18 protein-coding genes are annotated in these 19,165 nt (G+C 43.7%); 15 read left to right on the top strand and 3 right to left on the bottom strand.

What is annotated here, in order from left to right:
• The first annotated feature begins 19 nt into the window (after positions 1-19).
• From NQ488_13925 to NQ488_13915, 3 genes are all read left to right on the top strand, one after another.
• Positions 20-2,476, top strand: a complete 2,457-nt coding sequence (locus NQ488_13925; GenBank protein UWN95620.1) for a glycogen/starch/alpha-glucan phosphorylase — start codon at positions 20-22, stop codon at positions 2,474-2,476.
• Positions 2,477-2,531: 55 nt separating this feature from the next.
• Entirely contained in the window at positions 2,532-3,524 is a 993-nt protein-coding gene (locus NQ488_13920; protein ID UWN95619.1) for a SpoIID/LytB domain-containing protein, read from the top strand.
• Between the two features lie 72 nt (positions 3,525-3,596).
• Complete coding sequence (locus tag NQ488_13915) at positions 3,597-4,409, top strand: M23 family metallopeptidase (GenBank protein UWN95618.1); 813 nt, start codon at positions 3,597-3,599, stop codon at positions 4,407-4,409.
• A 57-nt stretch (positions 4,410-4,466) separates the two neighbouring features.
• On the opposite strand, the gene NQ488_13910 is transcribed toward NQ488_13915, so the two are convergent.
• Positions 4,467-6,314 (bottom strand): DUF885 domain-containing protein, encoded by a 1,848-nt coding sequence (locus NQ488_13910; protein ID UWN95617.1) that lies wholly within the window; start codon positions 6,312-6,314, stop codon positions 4,467-4,469.
• A gap of 143 nt (positions 6,315-6,457) precedes the next feature.
• On the opposite strand from NQ488_13910, the gene NQ488_13905 reads away from it, so the two are divergent.
• From NQ488_13905 to NQ488_13875, 7 genes are all read left to right on the top strand, one after another.
• Positions 6,458-7,771 carry an amidohydrolase family protein gene (locus tag NQ488_13905; protein UWN95616.1) on the top strand — a complete coding sequence of 438 codons (1,314 nt, stop codon included), beginning with the start codon at positions 6,458-6,460 and terminating at the stop codon, positions 7,769-7,771.
• Between the two features lie 25 nt (positions 7,772-7,796).
• The gene (locus NQ488_13900) at positions 7,797-8,411 is read left to right on the top strand and encodes a hypothetical protein (protein UWN95615.1); all 615 of its coding nucleotides are present in this window, start codon (positions 7,797-7,799) and stop codon (positions 8,409-8,411) included.
• Between the two features lie 106 nt (positions 8,412-8,517).
• On the top strand, positions 8,518-8,673 hold the full coding sequence (locus tag NQ488_13895; protein UWN95614.1) for a hypothetical protein: 156 nt from the start codon (positions 8,518-8,520) through the stop codon (positions 8,671-8,673).
• Positions 8,674-8,855: 182 nt separating this feature from the next.
• Positions 8,856-10,808 carry a methionine--tRNA ligase gene (gene metG / locus NQ488_13890; GenBank protein ID UWN95613.1) on the top strand — a complete coding sequence of 651 codons (1,953 nt, stop codon included), beginning with the start codon at positions 8,856-8,858 and terminating at the stop codon, positions 10,806-10,808.
• 9 nt (positions 10,809-10,817) lie between these two features.
• Positions 10,818-11,609 carry a TatD family hydrolase gene (locus NQ488_13885; GenBank protein UWN95612.1) on the top strand — a complete coding sequence of 264 codons (792 nt, stop codon included), beginning with the start codon at positions 10,818-10,820 and terminating at the stop codon, positions 11,607-11,609.
• 4 nt (positions 11,610-11,613) lie between these two features.
• On the top strand, positions 11,614-12,504 hold the full coding sequence (gene rsmA, locus NQ488_13880; GenBank protein ID UWN95611.1) for a 16S rRNA (adenine(1518)-N(6)/adenine(1519)-N(6))-dimethyltransferase RsmA: 891 nt from the start codon (positions 11,614-11,616) through the stop codon (positions 12,502-12,504).
• A gap of 166 nt (positions 12,505-12,670) precedes the next feature.
• Complete coding sequence (locus NQ488_13875; protein UWN95610.1) at positions 12,671-13,657, top strand: DUF6128 domain-containing protein; 987 nt, start codon at positions 12,671-12,673, stop codon at positions 13,655-13,657.
• On the opposite strand, the gene NQ488_13870 is transcribed toward NQ488_13875, so the two are convergent.
• The gene (locus NQ488_13870; GenBank protein UWN95609.1) at positions 13,636-14,196 is read right to left on the bottom strand and encodes a GNAT family N-acetyltransferase; all 561 of its coding nucleotides are present in this window, start codon (positions 14,194-14,196) and stop codon (positions 13,636-13,638) included. The genes NQ488_13875 and NQ488_13870 overlap by 22 nt on opposite strands.
• Positions 14,197-14,413: 217 nt before the next feature.
• On the opposite strand from NQ488_13870, the gene leuD reads away from it, so the two are divergent.
• From leuD to NQ488_13845, 5 genes are all read left to right on the top strand, one after another.
• A complete protein-coding gene (gene leuD, locus NQ488_13865; protein ID UWN95608.1) occupies positions 14,414-14,890 on the top strand; it encodes a 3-isopropylmalate dehydratase small subunit in 477 nt (158 codons plus the stop codon).
• A 12-nt stretch (positions 14,891-14,902) separates the two neighbouring features.
• The gene (locus tag NQ488_13860) at positions 14,903-16,153 is read left to right on the top strand and encodes a 3-isopropylmalate dehydratase large subunit (GenBank protein UWN95607.1); all 1,251 of its coding nucleotides are present in this window, start codon (positions 14,903-14,905) and stop codon (positions 16,151-16,153) included.
• A gap of 15 nt (positions 16,154-16,168) precedes the next feature.
• A complete protein-coding gene (locus NQ488_13855) occupies positions 16,169-16,660 on the top strand; it encodes a 3-isopropylmalate dehydratase (protein UWN95606.1) in 492 nt (163 codons plus the stop codon).
• A 63-nt stretch (positions 16,661-16,723) separates the two neighbouring features.
• Positions 16,724-17,959, top strand: coding sequence for a 3-isopropylmalate dehydratase large subunit (locus NQ488_13850; GenBank protein ID UWN95605.1), 1,236 nt, complete (start codon positions 16,724-16,726; stop codon positions 17,957-17,959).
• 17 nt (positions 17,960-17,976) lie between these two features.
• On the top strand, positions 17,977-18,426 hold the full coding sequence (locus tag NQ488_13845) for a flavodoxin family protein (GenBank protein UWN95604.1): 450 nt from the start codon (positions 17,977-17,979) through the stop codon (positions 18,424-18,426).
• Positions 18,427-18,613: 187 nt separating this feature from the next.
• Here the strand turns inward: NQ488_13845 and tadA are convergent, their stop codons facing one another.
• Positions 18,614-19,096 (bottom strand): tRNA adenosine(34) deaminase TadA, encoded by a 483-nt coding sequence (tadA, locus tag NQ488_13840; GenBank protein ID UWN95603.1) that lies wholly within the window; start codon positions 19,094-19,096, stop codon positions 18,614-18,616.
• Positions 19,097-19,165: the final 69 nt, after the last annotated feature.

The following is a 19,165-nucleotide window of genomic DNA, read 5'->3' as shown; positions in this document are numbered from 1 at the left end:
TTGTGAAAAAGGAGACAATATGGGAGTAAAGTTTGACAAGGATGAATTTAAGAAGAGTGTTGCCGATAATCTGAAGGTTTTATACAGAAAGACGGTTGATGAAGCTGATAAGCAGCAGATATTCCAGGCAGTGAGCTATTCTGTCAAGGACATCATAATGGACAGATGGCTTGCAACCCAGAAGACATACGAGAAGGAAGATGTCAGAACTGTAGTGTATATGTCAATGGAGTTCCTTATGGGCCGTGCCCTTGGCAATAATATGATCAATCTTACAGTTTACAAAGATATCAAAGAGGCTCTTGATGAGATGGGGCTTGACCTTAACGTAATAGAGGATCAGGAACCGGATGCGGCTCTTGGTAATGGTGGTCTTGGAAGACTGGCAGCATGTTTTCTTGATTCACTTGCCACACTTGGATATCCTGCATACGGCTGTGGAATAAGATACAGATATGGTATGTTCAAGCAGCAGATTAAGGACGGTTATCAGATAGAAGTGCCTGATAACTGGCTTAAGGACGGTAACCCGTTTGAGATTAAGAGACCTGAGTATTCTTATGAAGTCAAGTTTGGCGGATATGTAAGATGCTATAAGGATGAGGACGGAAGAGATAAGTTCGTTCAGGAAGATTACCGCTCAGTAATAGCTGTTCCTTATGATATGCCGGTTGTAGGATATGGCAACAATGTTGTTAATACACTTATCATATGGGATGCAGAACCTGTTAATACATTTAACCTTGAATCATTCAATAAAGGCGATTATCACAAGGCTATTGAGCAGGAGAATCTTGCCAAGAATATTGTTGAGGTTCTTTATCCTAACGATAACCATTATGCAGGTAAGGAACTCAGATTAAAGCAGCAGTATTTCTTTGTATCAGCAAGTATACAGAGAGCAATTGCCAAGTATAAGAAGACTAACAGCGATATAAGAAAGTTCCACGAGAAGTATGTATTCCAGCTTAACGATACACATCCTACAGTTACGGTTGCCGAACTCATGAGAATTCTCATGGATGAGGAAGGACTTAACTGGGAAGAGGCATGGGAAGTAACTACACACTGCTGTGCATATACTAACCATACAATTATGGCTGAGGCGCTTGAGAAGTGGCCTATCGAGCTGTTCTCAAGACTTCTTCCGAGAGTATATCAGATTGTCGAAGAGATCAACCGCAGATTTGTTGAGGAACTGAAGGTTAAGTATCCGGGCAATCAGGATAAGATCCGCAAGATGGCTGTTATATATGATGGCCAGGTTAAGATGGCCAACCTTGCAATTGTGGCAGGATTCTCTGTTAACGGTGTTGCCAAGCTTCACACAGAGATTCTTGAGAAGCAGGAACTCAAGGACTTCTACGAGATGTTCCCTGAGAAGTTCAACAACAAGACTAACGGTATTACACAGAGAAGATTCCTTCTTCACGGTAATCCGCTTCTTGCAGACTGGATAACAGGCAAGATTGGTGATGACTGGATAACAGACCTGTCACATCTTAGCAGGCTCAAGGTATATGTTGATGATGAGAAGTGCCAGCGTGAGTTTATGCAGATTAAGTATCAGAATAAGTTAAGACTTGCCAAGTACATTAAGGAGAACAATGGAGTTGAAGTTGATCCCCGTTCAGTATTCGATGTACAGGTTAAGAGACTTCATGAGTATAAGAGACAGCTTCTTAATATACTTCATGTAATGTATCTGTATAACCAGCTTAAAGCTAATCCTGATCTTGATATACCTGCACAGACATTTATATTCGGAGCCAAGGCGGCTGCCGGATATAAGATAGCAAAGCTTATCAATAATGTTGCGGATGTCATTAATAATGACCCTGCAATCAAGGGCAGGCTTAAGGTTGTATTCATAGAGAATTACCGTGTATCTAACGCTGAGATTATATTTGCGGCAGCAGATGTGAGCGAGCAGATATCAACTGCATCCAAGGAAGCTTCCGGTACAGGTAACATGAAGTTCATGCTTAATGGTGCGCTTACTCTCGGAACGATGGATGGTGCCAATGTTGAGATAGTCCAGGAAGTCGGAGAAGATAATGCTGTTATCTTCGGACTTACATCAGATGAAGTTATCCGTTACGAGAATGAAGGCGGATATGATCCGATGGAGATATTCAACAATGACCAGGATGTCAGAACAGTTCTTATGCAGCTCATTAATGGTGAATACTGCAGAGAGAATCCTGAGATGTTCAGAGATATCTACAATTCTCTTCTTCACAATGATGGCGGAAGAAGAGCTGACACATACTTTATACTTAAGGATTTCCGTGCATATGCGGATGCACACAGGAAGATGCTTGATAAGTATAAGGATGAGAAGGGCTGGGCTAAGTCAGCTATGCTTAATGTGGCATGTGCCGGCAAGTTCTCATCAGACCGTACTATTGAGGAGTATGTAAGGGATATCTGGAAGCTCGACAAGGTTAAGGTTGAAGTTTCTGATGAAGATTAATTAAACAGTCATACATGTCCATAAGTGCTCATACCTTTTAACAGGAGGTGGAGCAATGCATGGAAGAAGAATAGAGCTTGGAATAATGAAGAAAGCACTTTTGGTTACAATAGTGTGCTTCGTTATTCCGGGCTTTTTTACGTTAATGCTTACCGGAGTAAGGCAGCCGTCGCAGGAAGCTGATATAGGCCGGAATGGCCGTGTCAGAATTGATGCCGGAAAAAGCGCCACGGATATTGGTGTCGATGATTATATAGCCGGTGTACTTGCGTCAAGACTTGAATACGGCAGTGAGCCTGAGCTTATCAAGACGCAGGCAGTTATGATAAGAACGCAGATATACAGGGCAATGAAAGACAGTTTCAGTGTTGATGATGATGAGCTTGCAATGACATATATTTCCAAAAAGGAACGCATGAAGCTGTGGCAGGGAGATTATGAAGCCAACGAATCACTCATAGAGGACTGCACTGCAGCTGTATCACAGCTTGTTATGCGCTGCAACAATGAGCTGATAGACTGTCCTTATACATACATTACAGCAGGCAAGACGAGGAGTATGTCTGATGGGGCGATGCCATGGCTTAAGCAGGCAGAGTGCCCGGATGACAGCAGTACAGAGCAGTATATAAGTATAAAATATATAAGCAATCAGGATTTTGTAAAGCTGTGTTCAAAGAAATTTGCGCCAGTTACAGAGGCGGCATCTTCAGGACTCAGCAAAGATGCACCGCTTGAGACCGTCCAGATTGTAGAACGTGACCGGTCAGATTACGTAAACAGAATAAAGGTTGGTAATATTGTAATAAGCGGAGAAGAATTTGCGGATGCACTTGGCCTTGCATCTCCGTGTTTTTTTATTGAGGATGTAAGCCGGAATACATTGGGAGCAGGCAATGCTTCGGGTGATATAAGAATTACCGTCCGTGGAAGCGGCAGCGGATACGGACTCAGCATTAACCAGGCGGCGGTGATGGCACGTCAGGGCAGTGGATACGATGAAATTTTAAAATATTTTTTTAATGGGATATCAATAGAGAATCTGTAAATGTATAAAATCCGGATTTATGGAAAACATATTAACATCAGCAGTGATTTGCGGCAGGAATGGAGGGTTAATATGAAGAAAATAAAGAAGAGAAGTCCGGAAAAGATGATGTCATTCATTATAACGGGAGCACTTGTATGTGCGCTCGCTGTGGGAGTAATATCAGTAGCGGGGCGTGCAAAGAAAGGTTCATCTAATATTGTAGACCTGAATGAGACGAAAATAGAGCAGGCAAAAGCGGAGGAAAATACACTGAAGGACAGCGTGACAGATTATACCAGAAGCATAACGATAACAGACCAGGCCGATACACTAACAAAGGCTGCCGGTGATGTGAAGTCAGATATGCAGGAAAAATCTGATATTCCGACAAAAGCAAGTGACACGGATACGTCCGGTCCGGATACCGCGCATCAGGGAAATAATGGAGTTGCAGCCAATTCAGCGGACAATATAGCAGCTAAGTATTCGTTTGGTGAGAATGACACGCTTAAGCGTCCGGTCAATGGCGAAGTCATTATGAAATACAGCATGGACAGCACAATATATTACAAGACATTGGGGCTTTATAAGGTTAATCCTGCCGTGAATATCGCAGCATCTGCAGGTACGGAGGTAATTGCTGCGGCATCCGGAGTTGTTAATGCAATCAATGTAAGTGATGAGACAGGAACAACAGTATCTATAGCAATTGGCAACAATTACGTTACAACATACGGACTGCTTGATGACGTTAAGCTTAAGAAGGGTATGACAGTAGTTGCCGGGGATGTTATAGGAAAGGTGGCTGAGCCGACCAGATATTACACTGAGGAAGGCGCTAATCTTTACTTCAAACTGACGGTTGATGACAAGCCTGTAGATCCGGTTGCATATTTTGAATAAAACAGAGAAAAACGCATTCCAGAGCCTTAGAGGTGTCTGTGAATGCGTTCTTTTTATCTAGCTTTTGTCCGTATGTGAAGCCAGCCATCTGTCGAAGCGTTCATACACAATATCAAAAGGGGCAGGCCCCAGATCCATAAGAAATCTGTGGAACTCAACCGCATCAAAGCGTTCGCCGAGAGAAGCCTGCGCATTGACACGCAGGTCCATAAAAGCAAAGCATCCAAGCGAATACTTAGGGTAGGAGGCAGGCTCAGCGCAAAGATATCCATAGAGCCAGTCAATATCCATACCGTCAGCAACACCCCAGTCCTGAAGGTATATTCTTAAGCGGTCTTTGGTCCAGCCGTAATAATTGACTCCCATATCCATCTTTGAATACAGTGCAAGAGTTATTGTCTCGTTATCCTTAAGAAGCTGGTATATACTGTCAGATGATGATTTGTCATCGTACATGTAAGAAAGCATCTCAACATATGAAGCCCAGCCTTCGGAATAGCCGCCTGTCTGGAGAATCCTTCGTACAGGGTCTGGGTTTGTTGCTGCAAAATACGTTGTCTGGTACATGTGTCCCGGATATCCCTCATGTGCAAGCATAGGATAAATAGTGGCATAATCAGCCTGATAGCGGTTGATAAGAATAACATTGCCTGTGTAGTTATCAATCTGCGGGATTATGTACATTGCAGGGTTGGCATTCTCCTCAAGGGATTTGTCGATGTCCCTGATGGAGTATTCAACCTCCGGTGCCGCCGGAAATTCGTCCGTAAGCTTGCTGTGAAGATCATTTACAATCTCTTCCGGGTCAGTGAGTGTAAAAGAAAAATGGTCAAGCCGGTCTGCGACAGACGGATCCTTTGCAAGTATTGCCTGAAGCGACAGGTAAGCGGACGTAATATACTGATCAAGAAGCTCATCAAGATCATTCATTGACTTAGACCATCCAAGGTCGCTCTTTACAAGATACTCATAGTACTTGCGTCCGTCGGGATAATTGCACAGACCTCCCTGATAACGATTGGTTCCTTTGAGGGACGCAATACCGTCAATAATATCCTGATAAGCGGGCAGAACCGATGATATGACAGCTTTGCGGTTTGCTTCGATATACGCATTTCTTTCAGTATCCGTAAGTTGGCTGACATCATTAAGACGGCTTGCAAATGATGTTATCAGAAATGAATCCTCACTGCTGTTTTTATCTATAAATGTCCGGCACTGTCCTATGAGTTCATCGGCTATATAATCCTCCATAAAGAGCCCTTTTTCAGAGCGGAGCCGTTCAAATTCCATAATATCAGAGAAATATCTCCCGGTGTCATTGAGAAGGGCAATGTAATCGTCAACATCGGCTTTGGAATAAAATTCATATTCGGCAAGCAGTGTGGGAAGCATAACCGTAATTCCACTATATGGAGTGAGAGAGGCCGAGTACATATACAGATCGCTGTATTCAAGCTCAGTTGTGAGATAATTCTTCATGATGTCATATGTGAGCTGCTGCTTCTGTGACAATTCTTCGTAGCGGAAGGTATTAAGACGATTCAGGCAGTCTGTAATATCAGATGTATTATCAAGTGAATTGATATCAATTGTGCCAAGCGTGGCAGCAGTATGTTCTATGCCGTAATTCTCAGGATTTTTGACCATGCAGTGAAGAGTCAGTGTATCCTGTGATACCGCATCACAAAAGACATCAAGTGTGAATTCATTAAATGCCTCAAGGTCTTTCTCTGCATATGTCCTGACGGTCTGTTCAGCGCTTCCTTCCTGATTAGAACTGTCACTGCCGGTACCGTGCCACGGACCAAAGCTGCATCCTGCAATGCCAAAGCACATAATAACCGCAAGAAAAACGGCAGAGAAACGCCGCTTCATATATGCTTTATCTCTTTTATTGTTCAATTGGTAATCCCCCTTATTAGATGTGAAATATGTATATATAGTATATTAATATACATTAACTGGATATGCAATCAGTGATGTGGTATCATTATAACAATAGAAATAATTAATAGGAAAGTCCGGATAAAAGAGGGAGAGATACAATGAAGATAAACAAAATTAACAGACTGGCACTGATCAACGGATATATACTGGACGGGTCAGAGAATATGGAGCCTGCTGCGGATAAGGTTATTCTTATCGATGGCGATACGATTAAAGCAATAACAGACAGAGATGAGTGGGAAAGCTCAGATACGAAGCAGTCATATGAGGTATATGACCTTAACGGAAGATATGTTATGCCGGGGCTTATCAATATGCATGTGCATCTTGCCGGTAATGGAAAGCCACAGAAAAAGCAGCGTGACAACGCGGCACTTGTAGGAAAGATAATGAGCACGGCGCTTACAAGAAGGATTGCCTACAATATGGTCAAGGGCTTTGCAAAGCTTGAACTTCTGTCCGGTGTTACAACGATAAGAACTGTAGGCGGGCTGGCGGATTTTGATACCAGATGCAGGACAGATATAGAAAACGGCAGATGTATCGGGCCGAGAATTATTGCAGCTAATGAAGGAATATCCGTGCCGGGAGGTCATATGGCGGGGTCGGTGGCGATAGCGGCTACAACGGTTGATGAAGCACTTGCACAGGTTGACAGGGCAGCGAAGCAGAAGGTTGATATTATAAAGCTGATGATTACGGGCGGTGTCCTTGATGCCAAGGCAAAGGGCGTTCCGGGAGAGCTTAAGATGCAGCCGGATATGATAAATGCTGTGTGCGGGAGAGCACATAAGCTTGGATATAAGGTTGCGGCACATGTTGAGTCAACGGAAGGTGTCAGAGCTGCGCTTGCTAACGGGGTAGATTCAATAGAGCATGGTGCCAAGCCGGATGAGGAGATAATAAGCCTTTTCAAAGAGAAAAATGCATTTCTTACAACAACAATATCACCGGCTCTTCCGTATGCACTGTTTGACAGGAGCATATCGCATGCATCAGAGGTAGAACAGTTCAATGGCAATATTGTATTTGAGGGAATCGTGGAATGTTCCAAAGCGGCGATTGCCAACGGAATACCTGTTGCACTGGGTAATGATGTCGGCTGTCCGTATATTACGCAGTATAATTTCTGGAGAGAACTGTATTACTTCAGCAGATATGCAGGCGTGTCGAATGCATTTGCACTGCATACTGCAACACAGGTCAATGCAGGACTTGCCGGAATTGGTGATATTACGGGAACTGTAGCACCGGGAATGAAGGCGGAGCTTATTGTGACACAGGATAATCCGCTTGATAATCTGTGTGCTTTGAGAAATGTAGATTGTGTAATGGCAGGCGGTAACATTATTGACAAACCTGAATTTAAGAGAAATGCAAATGTAGACAGGGAACTTGATAAGATGATTTGATGAACGTCAGCAGAAAGGAGAAACTATGAAGTTAGGAGAGGCAATACCGAAATATCAGGCATACAGAAACCAGTTACAGGATAAAAAGAAGGATATCTATAAGCAGCTTAAGAATGCCAGGGATAAAGCAGAACGCACAGGAAATGACGAATGGACGCAGAAGGCGGCGCAGCTCCAGCTTTCATATGACAAGGCATCAGAGGATTTTGACAAATATGAGAATGCACTTAATGGACTTAGAGAGCAGTGGTGTGCGGCTTCTGATGCAGAGAATGCCAAGGCACTCGCAGATCCGGAGACGGGACTTGGGGCAACAATAGCCAAGATAATGACAACGGTTGCAAGAATGTGCGCGGGCGATAAGGTGCCATATTCTGATGAGAAAAAGGTCATGGAATATGATGATAAGATGTATGGCAAGGCAAAGCAGGCACAGATGATCATGGCGGCACTTAAGGAAAAGCGCAAGGAATACGATTCGCTTTGGGATAAAGAGGGTGGAGAGTATGACCCGGAGGGTGTGGCAGATAATACACAGGCGCAGGGAGAGCTTCCAAAGATTGAGGAAGATACAGGCCCGGACTCGGGTACTGATTCGGATGCAGGACAAGACGCAGGCTTAGGGGATGCTGCTACTTGACATTTGTAATATTAATATAGTAATATCTATCATAGCTGGGTGCATCTGCCCCGGAATTATATTAATAATTTAATAACCAAACACTATGAAGGAAAGAGTAATCACAGTGAAGAATCTACAGAGAATTCCGCGTCTGCTGCAAGCGGATGATTCGGATGGTGACGAAGATGGCTCCGGAGTGGCGCACCGAACAGATAAGCTGCAAGGCTGCGACAGGACCGACTGTTATATCGGACATGAGGCTTTAACGGGAATGAGATAATCGGCTGTAAGCATTTACAAAGCAATTCAGAGTGTTCCTGTGCGGCGAATGGAAGTGGTACAGCGTTGATTATGCGCCTTCCTGTCAATAATCAGTAACAAGAGTTGCCTGAGGATGACGGAGGGCGCTTTTTAGTATTTAAAATTTCAGCATCTAAAAGAGCAGAAGAGAGGAAGCAGACAATGGAAGACAAGAAGAAATATTACATCACTACAGCGATTGCCTATACATCAGGCAAGCCGCACATCGGCAACACATATGAGATAGTGCTTGCAGACAGTATCGCAAGATATAAGAGACAGCAGGGCTATGATGTGTTCTTCCAGACAGGAACAGATGAGCACGGACAGAAGATTGAGCTGAAGGCAGAAGAAGCAGGAATCAGCCCACAGGAATTTGTAGACAATGTATCAGGTGAGATTAAGAGAATCTGGGACCTTATGGATACATCATATAACAAGTTTATCAGAACAACAGATAAGTATCATGAGAAGCAGGTTCAGAAGATTTTCAAGAAGCTGTATGATCAGGGAGACATTTACAAGGGCTTCTATGAGGGTATGTACTGTACACCTTGTGAATCATTCTTCACAGCTTCACAGCTTGTTGACGGCAAATGCCCTGACTGCGGCAGACCATGCCAGCCTGCCAGGGAGGAGGCTTACTTCCTTAAGCTTGGCAAATATACCAATAAGCTTATTGAGCATATTGAGTCCCACCCTGAATTCATCCAGCCTGAGTCACGTAAGAATGAGATGATGAATAACTTTATCAAGGCAGGACTTCAGGATCTCTGTGTATCAAGAACATCTTTTAAGTGGGGTATCCCAGTTGATTTTGATGATAAGCATGTTGTATATGTATGGCTTGATGCCCTTACCAACTACATCACAGGTCTTGGCTATGACGTAGACGGCAACTCAGACGAGAACTTTAACAAATACTGGCCTGCCGACCTTCACCTTATCGGTAAGGATATCTTAAGATTCCATACAATCTACTGGCCGATTATGCTTATGGCACTCGGACTTCCGCTGCCTAAGCAGATATTCGGTCATCCATGGCTTCTTCAGGGTGATGGCAAGATGAGTAAGTCAAAGGGCAATGTTATATATGCCGATGACCTTGTAGATATGTTCGGTGTGGATGCCGTACGTTATTTTGTCCTTCATGAGATGCCATTTGAAAATGACGGTGTAATCACATGGGAGCTTATGGTTGAGAGAATGAATTCAGACCTTGCCAATACGCTCGGTAACCTTGTAAACCGTACAATTGCCATGAGCAATAAGTATTTTGGCGGAGATGTTAACGATACATCAGCAACAACTGATTTTGACGAGGATCTTAAGAGAGTTGTAACAGGCACTAAGGCGCTTATTGATAAGGATATGGATAAGCTCCGTGTAGCTGATGCAATTACAGAGATATTTACACTGTTTAAGAGATGTAACAAATATATTGATGAGACAATGCCATGGGCGCTTGCCAAGGATGAGTCAAAGCAGGATGAGCTTGCACATGTTCTCTATAACCTTGTTGAGAGTATTACAATCGGTGCCAACCTTCTTACTTCGTATATGCCGCAGACAGCAGGCAGGATTCTTGCACAGCTTAATGCTGATATAAGAGAGTATGATGATCTTGATAAGTTCGGACTCCGCAAGAATGGAATCAAAGTTACAGACAAGCCGGAGATTCTTTTTGCAAGACTTGACCTTGAAGAGGTGCTTGCAAAGGCTGAGGAGATACGCAAGGCACAGGCGGCTAAGAATGCAGAGCCTGAGTATCCTGTAGTTGAGCCAAAGGAAGAGATTTCAATAGAGGATTTTGACAAGATTCAGATTCAGGTCGGCGAGATTATGGCATGTGAGCCTGTTAAGAAGTCTAAGAAGCTTCTTGTGTCACAGGTAATGGTTGGCGGACAGATGCGCCAGATTGTGTCAGGCATTGCAGCTTACTACAAGCCGGAAGAGCTGGTAGGCAGGAAGGTTGCTGTTATCACTAACTTAAAGCCATGCAAGCTTTGTGGTGTTGAGTCACAGGGAATGATTCTTTGTGCGGGTGATGACAAGGGCAATCTCTCAGTTATGACTGTTGACCGCGATATAATCAATGGTTCGGAGATTAGATAGAGGATTAATATGATTTTTGATACACACGCCCATTATGATGATGAAGCATTTGACGCAGACAGGGAAGAGCTGCTTGCCTCACTTGCTGATAACGGAATTGGCAATGTTGTAAATGTGGCAGCTTCTATGAGAGGCTGCCATGCAACTCTTGAGTTGACGGAAAGATATGCCTTTGTGTATGGTGCGCTTGGCGTTCATCCGGATGATGCAGACGGACTTACCGAGGCAGATATGGATTACATTGAGCAGCAGGCAGCACAGAGCAGTAAGATTGTTGCCATAGGTGAGATAGGTCTTGATTATTATTATCCTGCTGATGCAACATATCCAAAGACAGGCAAAGATGCGCAGAAATACTGGTTCGAGAGACAGATTGAGCTTGCACGTCAGGTTAAGCTGCCGATAATGATTCATTCAAGGGAAGCAGCCAAAGATACGGAGGATATTTTAAGACAGACGCATGCATCTGATGTCGGAGGCATTATACACTGCTATTCATATTCTAAGGAGTGTGCAAAGTTCTATCTTGATAATGGCTTCTATATAGGTGTAGGCGGTGTCGTAACATTTAAGAACGGAAGAAAGCTTAAGGAGACTGTTGAATATGTACCCCTTGACAGGATAGTGCTTGAGACGGACAGCCCTTATCTCGCACCTGTGCCTAACCGCGGCAAGCGTAATTCATCGTTGAATCTCCCGCTTGTTGCGGATGAGATTGCCGCCCTGAAAAATGTTACACGCGAAGAGGTTATTGAGACAACAACTGCCAATGCAAAAAGACTTTTGAATATCGAAAGGTGAGTATATGGAGAACATCAAACATTTATACAATCCGACCAATACACTTGAGATTATTAAGAAATACGGGTTCGGTTTCCAGAAGAGATTCGGACAGAATTTCCTGATTGACGGTAATGTGGTTGAGAAGATTGTGCGCGAGGCGGGCATTACAAAGGATGATTTTGTGCTTGAGATAGGGCCGGGAATCGGAACAATGACACAGATTCTCTGCGAGAATGCAAGAGAGGTTGCGGCGGTTGAGATTGATAAGAATCTTATTCCGATACTTGCCGAGACACTTGCACCATATGATAACGTAAGTGTTATTAATGAGGATATTCTTAAAGTTGATGTAAGAAAGCTTGCTGAGGAAAAGAATGACGGACGTCCGATAAAGGTTGTTGCCAATCTTCCTTACTACATTACAACTCCTATCATCATGGGCCTTTTTGAGAGTCATGTTCCGCTTGAGAGCATTACTATAATGGTTCAGAAAGAGGTTGCACAGCGCATGCAGGTGGGCCCGGGAACTAAGGATTACGGTGCATTGTCACTTGCAGTCCAGTTCTATGCGGATGCCCAGATTGTCCTTAAGGTTCCTGCAAGCTGCTTTATGCCGCGTCCTAATGTCGATTCTGCCGTGATAAAGCTTGTGCGTCATGAGGATGCGCCTGTTAAGGTTAAGGATGAGCAGTTTATGTTCAGGGTTATCCGTGCCGCATTCAATCAGCGCCGCAAGACGCTTGCCAATTCACTTGCCAACAGCAGTGAGCTTAACGGAAGCGGACACGCATGCACAAGAGAGGACGTAACAACGGCTCTTGAGGCTATGGGACTTCCTGCGGGAATCAGAGGCGAAGCGCTTACACTTGCGCAGTTTGGCGAGCTTGCTGACAGACTGATTGAGATGCATTAAGTGTAATTAAATAATTAAAAGCCGCCCGGATTGCATTATATGTGAATTCATATATAGTGCTTCCGGGTGGCTTTTTAATGTGCTGCTGTTAGTCATTTCACACATAACATTTTACCAGCCTGCATATACTGTAATATCAAGTTTATCTGTTGGCTGGTGGATTGTTATGGGTAATTTGTTTTATTTACATGAATATAGTGATGGCAGTGCTGATATGAGCCACTCTTGTGGATTTGTCAAGGTGGAGCACGAGACAGGGTGGATGATGAGCAGCCGTGTCAGTCTTGAGTTCAGCATCAGGGGAATGTATTCTGTTGGCGAATGCAGATGCAGTATATGTGCGCTTGTGCCGGACGGAGATTATATGTCCGGAATTAAGCTGGATGATATTGCTGTTAATAACGGATTTGGCAGGGCAAAATGTGAATTTATTGATACTAATATGGGTGGAAGCGGATTTGACTGGAATGAGGCTGTGGCAGTAGCGGTTGTGACAGATGCAGGTGAATTGGCGGCGGTTGCTTCATGGGATGATACCGATACCGCCTATCCGTATGACATGATAAGGTTCGGGGCAAAGAAAAATACAGTACCGCAGAAAGAACATGCGCAACAGGAAGCTGTAGAAGAACATACGGAAGCGGGAGAAAAGGAGACAGCTGCTGAAGAGGGCAGTAAGCCAGAGTTTCTTCAGATTGAGGAAATAGAAACAAAGCCTGAGAACGGGGATATAATTATCCCGGAAGAAGAAAAAGCAGATGAAATGCCACTTACCCGTATGCAGGTATTCAGCCGCATGCAGGAAGATTGTGATTATGTGGATGCATTTGATGATGATACATATTATGACTGTATTGAGATTACTCCGGATAAGCTAAGGACACTGCTTCAATATGAATGTACGGGAGCTAAGACAGGTGACGGAATAGATGTTGAACAGAACAGCTTTCTTATGCATGGCTTCTATACATTCAGACATATCCTTGCCGGAAGGGTACAGTCTGATGAGAATGCAATGCTTATCGGTGTTCCCGGTGTATACAGCAATAAAGAGCGGTTTATGGCGGGGATGTTTGGATTTAACAACTTCAGAAGAAGTCATAGAAGTGACTGCCGCAATCCGTATTTTGGCTATTGGTACCGGGAGATATAAACATACCTCATATGGTCGGTCCATTCTCCATGCATACGCACATACCCCTTCGCAATTCCCTCAGGCTCAAAGCCGCACTGCCCGGCAAGCCGGACTGAGGGGGTGTTGGCGGGCAGTATATACGCTTCAACGCGGTGGATTCCGTAATCAACGGTTATTATCTTTAGTGCAAGCTCAAGCATACGGCGGCCATAGCCCATATGGCGGTATTCTTCGTCAATCTTATAACCTATGCAGCATTGTTCAAAATCCCCGCGTCTTATGTTGAAAAATGATACGCTTCCGATGATGTCCTGTGGAAAACGTTCGTCAAACAGGAAGTATCTCATCTGAGTTCCTTTAAGAAAGCTCTCATTCTCAGCGGCAATAAGCCTCTTCTGAAAGCCTAAGGTGTAGAAGCCCTCCGGCTTGGCGGTTTCATATGCATCAAATGAATTACTGTTCTTTTTATAAAACATCAGCACACGCTCCGCACTGGCGGGGGTTAATGTCTTAAGAATTATTCCGTTGTCTCTGTATTCAAACTTTAATGAACTCATCCTGACCTCTGTTCGCAGTCGATTTTAGACATATCTTATTACATATGATATGATAAAAAAATGAGAAAATCAATAAGAGTAATTATATCTTGAGAAGTACGCTGTATACGTGTATAATTTACTGAGTGCCGGTAACATGCATATAGCGCATTTATGATATATGATATCATGGCGTATTAAGAATTAATGGCATATGAAGGGAAAAAGGTGAGGATTTATGAGTCGTATTTTTAAATTTGACAATGACGTTGATACAGACCAGATTATTGCATCGCAGTATCTGCTTCTGCCGAATATTGATGAGATGAAGTCACATGCATTTGAGTCACTTGATGCAGATTTTGCTTCCGGTGTTAAGGATGGGGATATAATTGTTGCCGGAGACAACTTTGGCTGCGGTTCATCAAGAGAGCAGGCGCCAAGTGTTCTTAAGGCACTTGGAATAAAGGCAGTTTATGCAAAGTCATTTGCTAGAATATTCTATAGAAATTCAATCAATATAGGACTTCCTGTGCTTGTATGCGAAGACCTTCATGATAATGTTGCCGCAGGTGACGAGGCGGATATTGACCTTACAGCAGGAACTGTTAAGGCATGCGGTAAGGAATTTACATGTACAAAGCTGCCTGAATATATGCAGAATATTCTTAATGCGGGCGGACTTATTGCCTCACTTAACAAGGAAGAGAACTAGGGGGATTGCACAATGGGAATGACTATAGCTGAAAAGATTATCGCAAGAGCAGCCGGTGTTGAAGAGGTTAAGCCGGGACAGATACATACTGTTGAGCTTGATTACCTTATGAGTAATGACGGAACAACACATCTTACAATAGATATGTACAACAATAAGCTGAAGAATCCAAGAATTGCCGACAAGGATAAGATTGTATTTATCGTGGATCATAATATTCCGGCAGAGAATCCTAAGACGGCAGCAGTTCATAAGAAGATGCGCGAGTTTGCCAGAGAGAACGGAATTAAGTTCTTTGAGGGCAATGGCGTATGCCACCAGATTATGTTTGAAAATTTTGTTGAGCCGGGACAGCTTATATTCGGTGCAGACTCACATACATGTTCATACGGAGCACTCGGAGCATTTGGTACGGGTGTCGGATGTACCGATTTCCTGTATGCAATGGTTACAGGCAAGTCATGGGTCATGGTGCCTGAGACACTCCGCTTTAACCTTAAGGGTAAGTTAAGGGAAGGTGTATATCCAAGAGACCTTATTCTTACTATAATCGGTGATATAGGGGCTAACGGAGCCAATTACAAGGTCATGGAGTTCGCAGGAGAGGGAGCACATAACCTGAGTGTTAATGACAGATTTGTACTGTGCAACCTTGCTGTTGAGGCAGGTGCCAAGACAGGTATTGTAGAGCCAGATGAAAAGGTTAAGGAATTTATTAAGGAGCACGGACGCAGGGCGGACAACATGTATGTCAGTGACGAGGATGCAAAGTTCCTTAAGGTATATGAGTATGACCTTGATAAGATTGAGCCTGTAGTTGCGAGACCTGATTTTGTTGATGATGTTATTCCGCTTTCACAGGTCGGTGATGTTAAGATTGACGAGGCATTTCTTGGCTCATGTAATAACGGAAGAATAGATGACCTCCGTGTTGCCGCTGAGATTCTTAAGGGAAGAAAGGTTAATCCTGACGTAAGATTCCTTATAGCTCCTGCATCCAATAATGTTTATATTCAGGCACTCGATGAGGGGCTTATTGATATATTCATGGAGTCAGGCGCAATGGTCATGAATGCCAACTGCAGTGTATGCTGGGGAAGCTGCCAGGGCGTAATCGGTGAGAATGAAGTTCTTATATCAACAGGTACACGTAACTTCAAGGGACGTGCGGGACATAAGACATCTAAGGTATATCTCGGTTCAGCGGCTACTGTTACGGCTTCAGCAATAGCAGGTAAGATATGCGGCCCTGACGAGCTGTAGGAAAAGGAGACAGTTATGGATAAATTTACAGGTAAAGTGTGGGTGCTCGGTGACGATATCGATACGGATATCATAATCCCTACAGAGTACCTTGCGCTTAAGACAGTTGATGATATGAAAAAATATGCATTTTCACCTTTGAGACCTGAGCTTGCAGGACAGATAGGTGACGGTGACATAATCGTTGCAGGCAAGAACTTCGGCTGCGGTTCATCAAGAGAACAGGCACCGGAGATAATCAAGCATCTTAATATAAGATGCGTAATTGCAAAATCATTTGCGAGAATATTCTTCCGTAATTCAATAAATAACGGACTTCTGCTTATCGAGAATAAGGATATTCCTGATGCTGTCAGGGAGGGCGATGAGCTGACAGTTATCATGAATGATAAGATTACATTTAACGGCAAGGATTATCCGATAGAACCTCTTCCTGATAATCTCATGGAGATTCTTAATGCGGGCGGACTTGTTAAGGCTATGCAGAAGCGGAATGGATTAGTGTGAAAAATACAGATTGATATCTGATTTTTCACACGCAAGATTTGTGTTTGCGGAATGGAGATTAGTATGGGACATACATTAATTGAGAAGATAGTTATGAAGAATACCGGCAAGGCAGATGTGAAGCCGGGAGCGATTGTTACCGTTAATGTTGACAGGGTAATGATTCACGATATATTTATTCCGTTTGTTGTGGACAAGTTCCATGAGATGGGATTTAAAAAGGTGTGGGATGCCGATAAGGTTGTGCTTATCTATGATCATCTTGTACCGACAAGTGCTGTCGAGGATGTAAGACATTTTAAGATTGGTGATGCATTTGTTAAGGAGCAGGGACTTAAGAATTTTCACAGGGCAGATGGTATCTGCCATCAGCTTATGCCGGAGATGGGTTATGCAAAGCCGGGTAATATAGTATTCGGCACTGATTCACATACAACAACTTACGGAAGCGTAGGATGTTTTTCATCGGGAATCGGTTACACTGAGATGGCGGCTGTCCTCGGAACAGGCGAGATGTGGATTAAGGTTCCTGAGACTATTAAGGTTGTGATTAACGGAGAACTTCCTGAGGGTGTATATGCCAAGGATATTATCCTCAGACTTCTTGGTGACCTGAGAAGTGACGGTGCTACATACAAGGCTCTTGAATTCTCGGGAAGCACTGTAGACAATATGACGGTTGCATCAAGGATGACAATAGCCAATATGGCGATTGAGGCAGGAGCAAAGGCAGCGCTGTTTGCACCTGATGAAAAGACGGCTGAATTCTCAGGTGTCAATTACGATGATGTTGCATGGCTCAAGGCTGATGCTGACGCTGAGTACTGCCGTGTAATGGAGTATGATGCATCAACACTCGTTCCCGTACTGGCGTGTCCTTCACAGGTAGACAACATCCATCCTGTAAGCGAGCTTAAGGGAACTAAGATTGATCAGGTATTCATAGGCTCATGTACTAACGGAAGACTTGAGGATATCAAGGTTGCAGCGGACATTCTTCGTGGTAAGAAGATTGCAGATTATATGAGACTTATCGTAACTCCTGCAAGCAGAAGCATATATGAAGAGGCATCCAAGGCAGGGTATCTCAAGGATCTTGCACTTGCCGGAGCAATTATAACACAGCCGGGCTGCGGTCTCTGCTGTGGACGTGCATGCGGAATCATGGCTGACGGCGAGAAGATTCTTGCCACAAACAACCGTAACTTCCTCGGAAGAATGGGTTCTTCTAAGGTAGGCATATATCTTGGTTCACCTGCAAGCGCAGCAAGAGCGGCACTCGCCGGAGAGATATGCTAGTATAAGAGGTTATCTATATGAAAATAGCAATTGTTTATGCATCCGTACATCATGGGAATACAAAAAAGCTTGTTGATGCAATAGCAGATGCTTACGGAACGGAACTTATCGATGCCACAAAGATAAAAGAGAAAAATCTTTCGGAATATGATGCAATAGGCTTTGCATCAGGAATATATTACGGCAAATTCCATCAGGCGGTGCTTAACTTTGCATCCGTTAATCTGCCGCAGGAAAAGACTGTATTTTTAATATGCACGCACGGCGGAAGCGCAGCCTTCGGCTCTATAGAGGCAATACTCAAAAATAAGCGCTGCAGCATTACAGACAGGTTTTCGTGCAAGGGCTATGACACATTTGGCCCGTTCAGGCTTATAGGCGGCATTGCAAAGGGGCATCCGGATGATAAGGATATTAAGTCAGTGCTTGATTTTTATGATGGTATTATTAAGAAAATGCAGGTATAGTTAAAGAACTGGAATTGCCGGGAGCGGGAGCTGTAAGAGAAACGCTTGCCGGATATATGTCAGATTGTTGATAGGCATAGTAATATGTTTATTATATAAACTTCCTAAATTCTTAAAAAGGACCTGTGTAGAGGCTATAAATGGGAATATACCCTGAAAAGGCCTTTACACAGGTTATTGTGTTGTTTTATTTGTTTTTCTTCTGCTCCCTGAGTTCCCTGAAAAATGATGACATAAGCCCGGAACATTCGTCTGCAAGTACGCCGCGTTCTACATCACACTGGTGGTTGAACTGCGGTATCTCAAGCAGATTCAGGACTGAGCCTGCACATCCGGCTTTGGGGTTCATGGCGCCAATCACAACGCGGGGAATTCTTGCCTGAACGATGGCTCCGGCACACATCTGGCATGGCTCAAGAGTGACATATATTGTGCAGTCCTCAAGGCGCCAGTCACCGATAACTTTACTTGCCTTTCTGATTGCCGTAATCTCGGCATGTCCGAGAGTAGTCTTGTCGATATTGCGGCGGTTGTAGCCGCGGGCAATAATCTTATTCTGATACACAATCACACAGCCGATGGGAGATTCCCCGATTTTGTAGGCTTTGCGCGCCTGCTTTATGGCTTCCTTCATATATTTTTCATCGTCATTTAATTCACGTTTTTCCATATAAACTAAAATCCTCACCAATATAGTAATCCAGATGCATGAATAGGAGTGCAAAATCTGCATCTGATA

The sequence above is a fragment of the [Bacteroides] pectinophilus genome (genome assembly GCA_025146925.1).
In the GTDB taxonomy this organism is placed as follows: domain Bacteria; phylum Bacillota; class Clostridia; order Lachnospirales; family Lachnospiraceae; genus Bacteroides_F; species Bacteroides_F pectinophilus.
The sequence above is the reverse complement of the archived record's forward strand: the minus strand, read 5'-3'. Positions and strand labels throughout refer to the sequence as shown.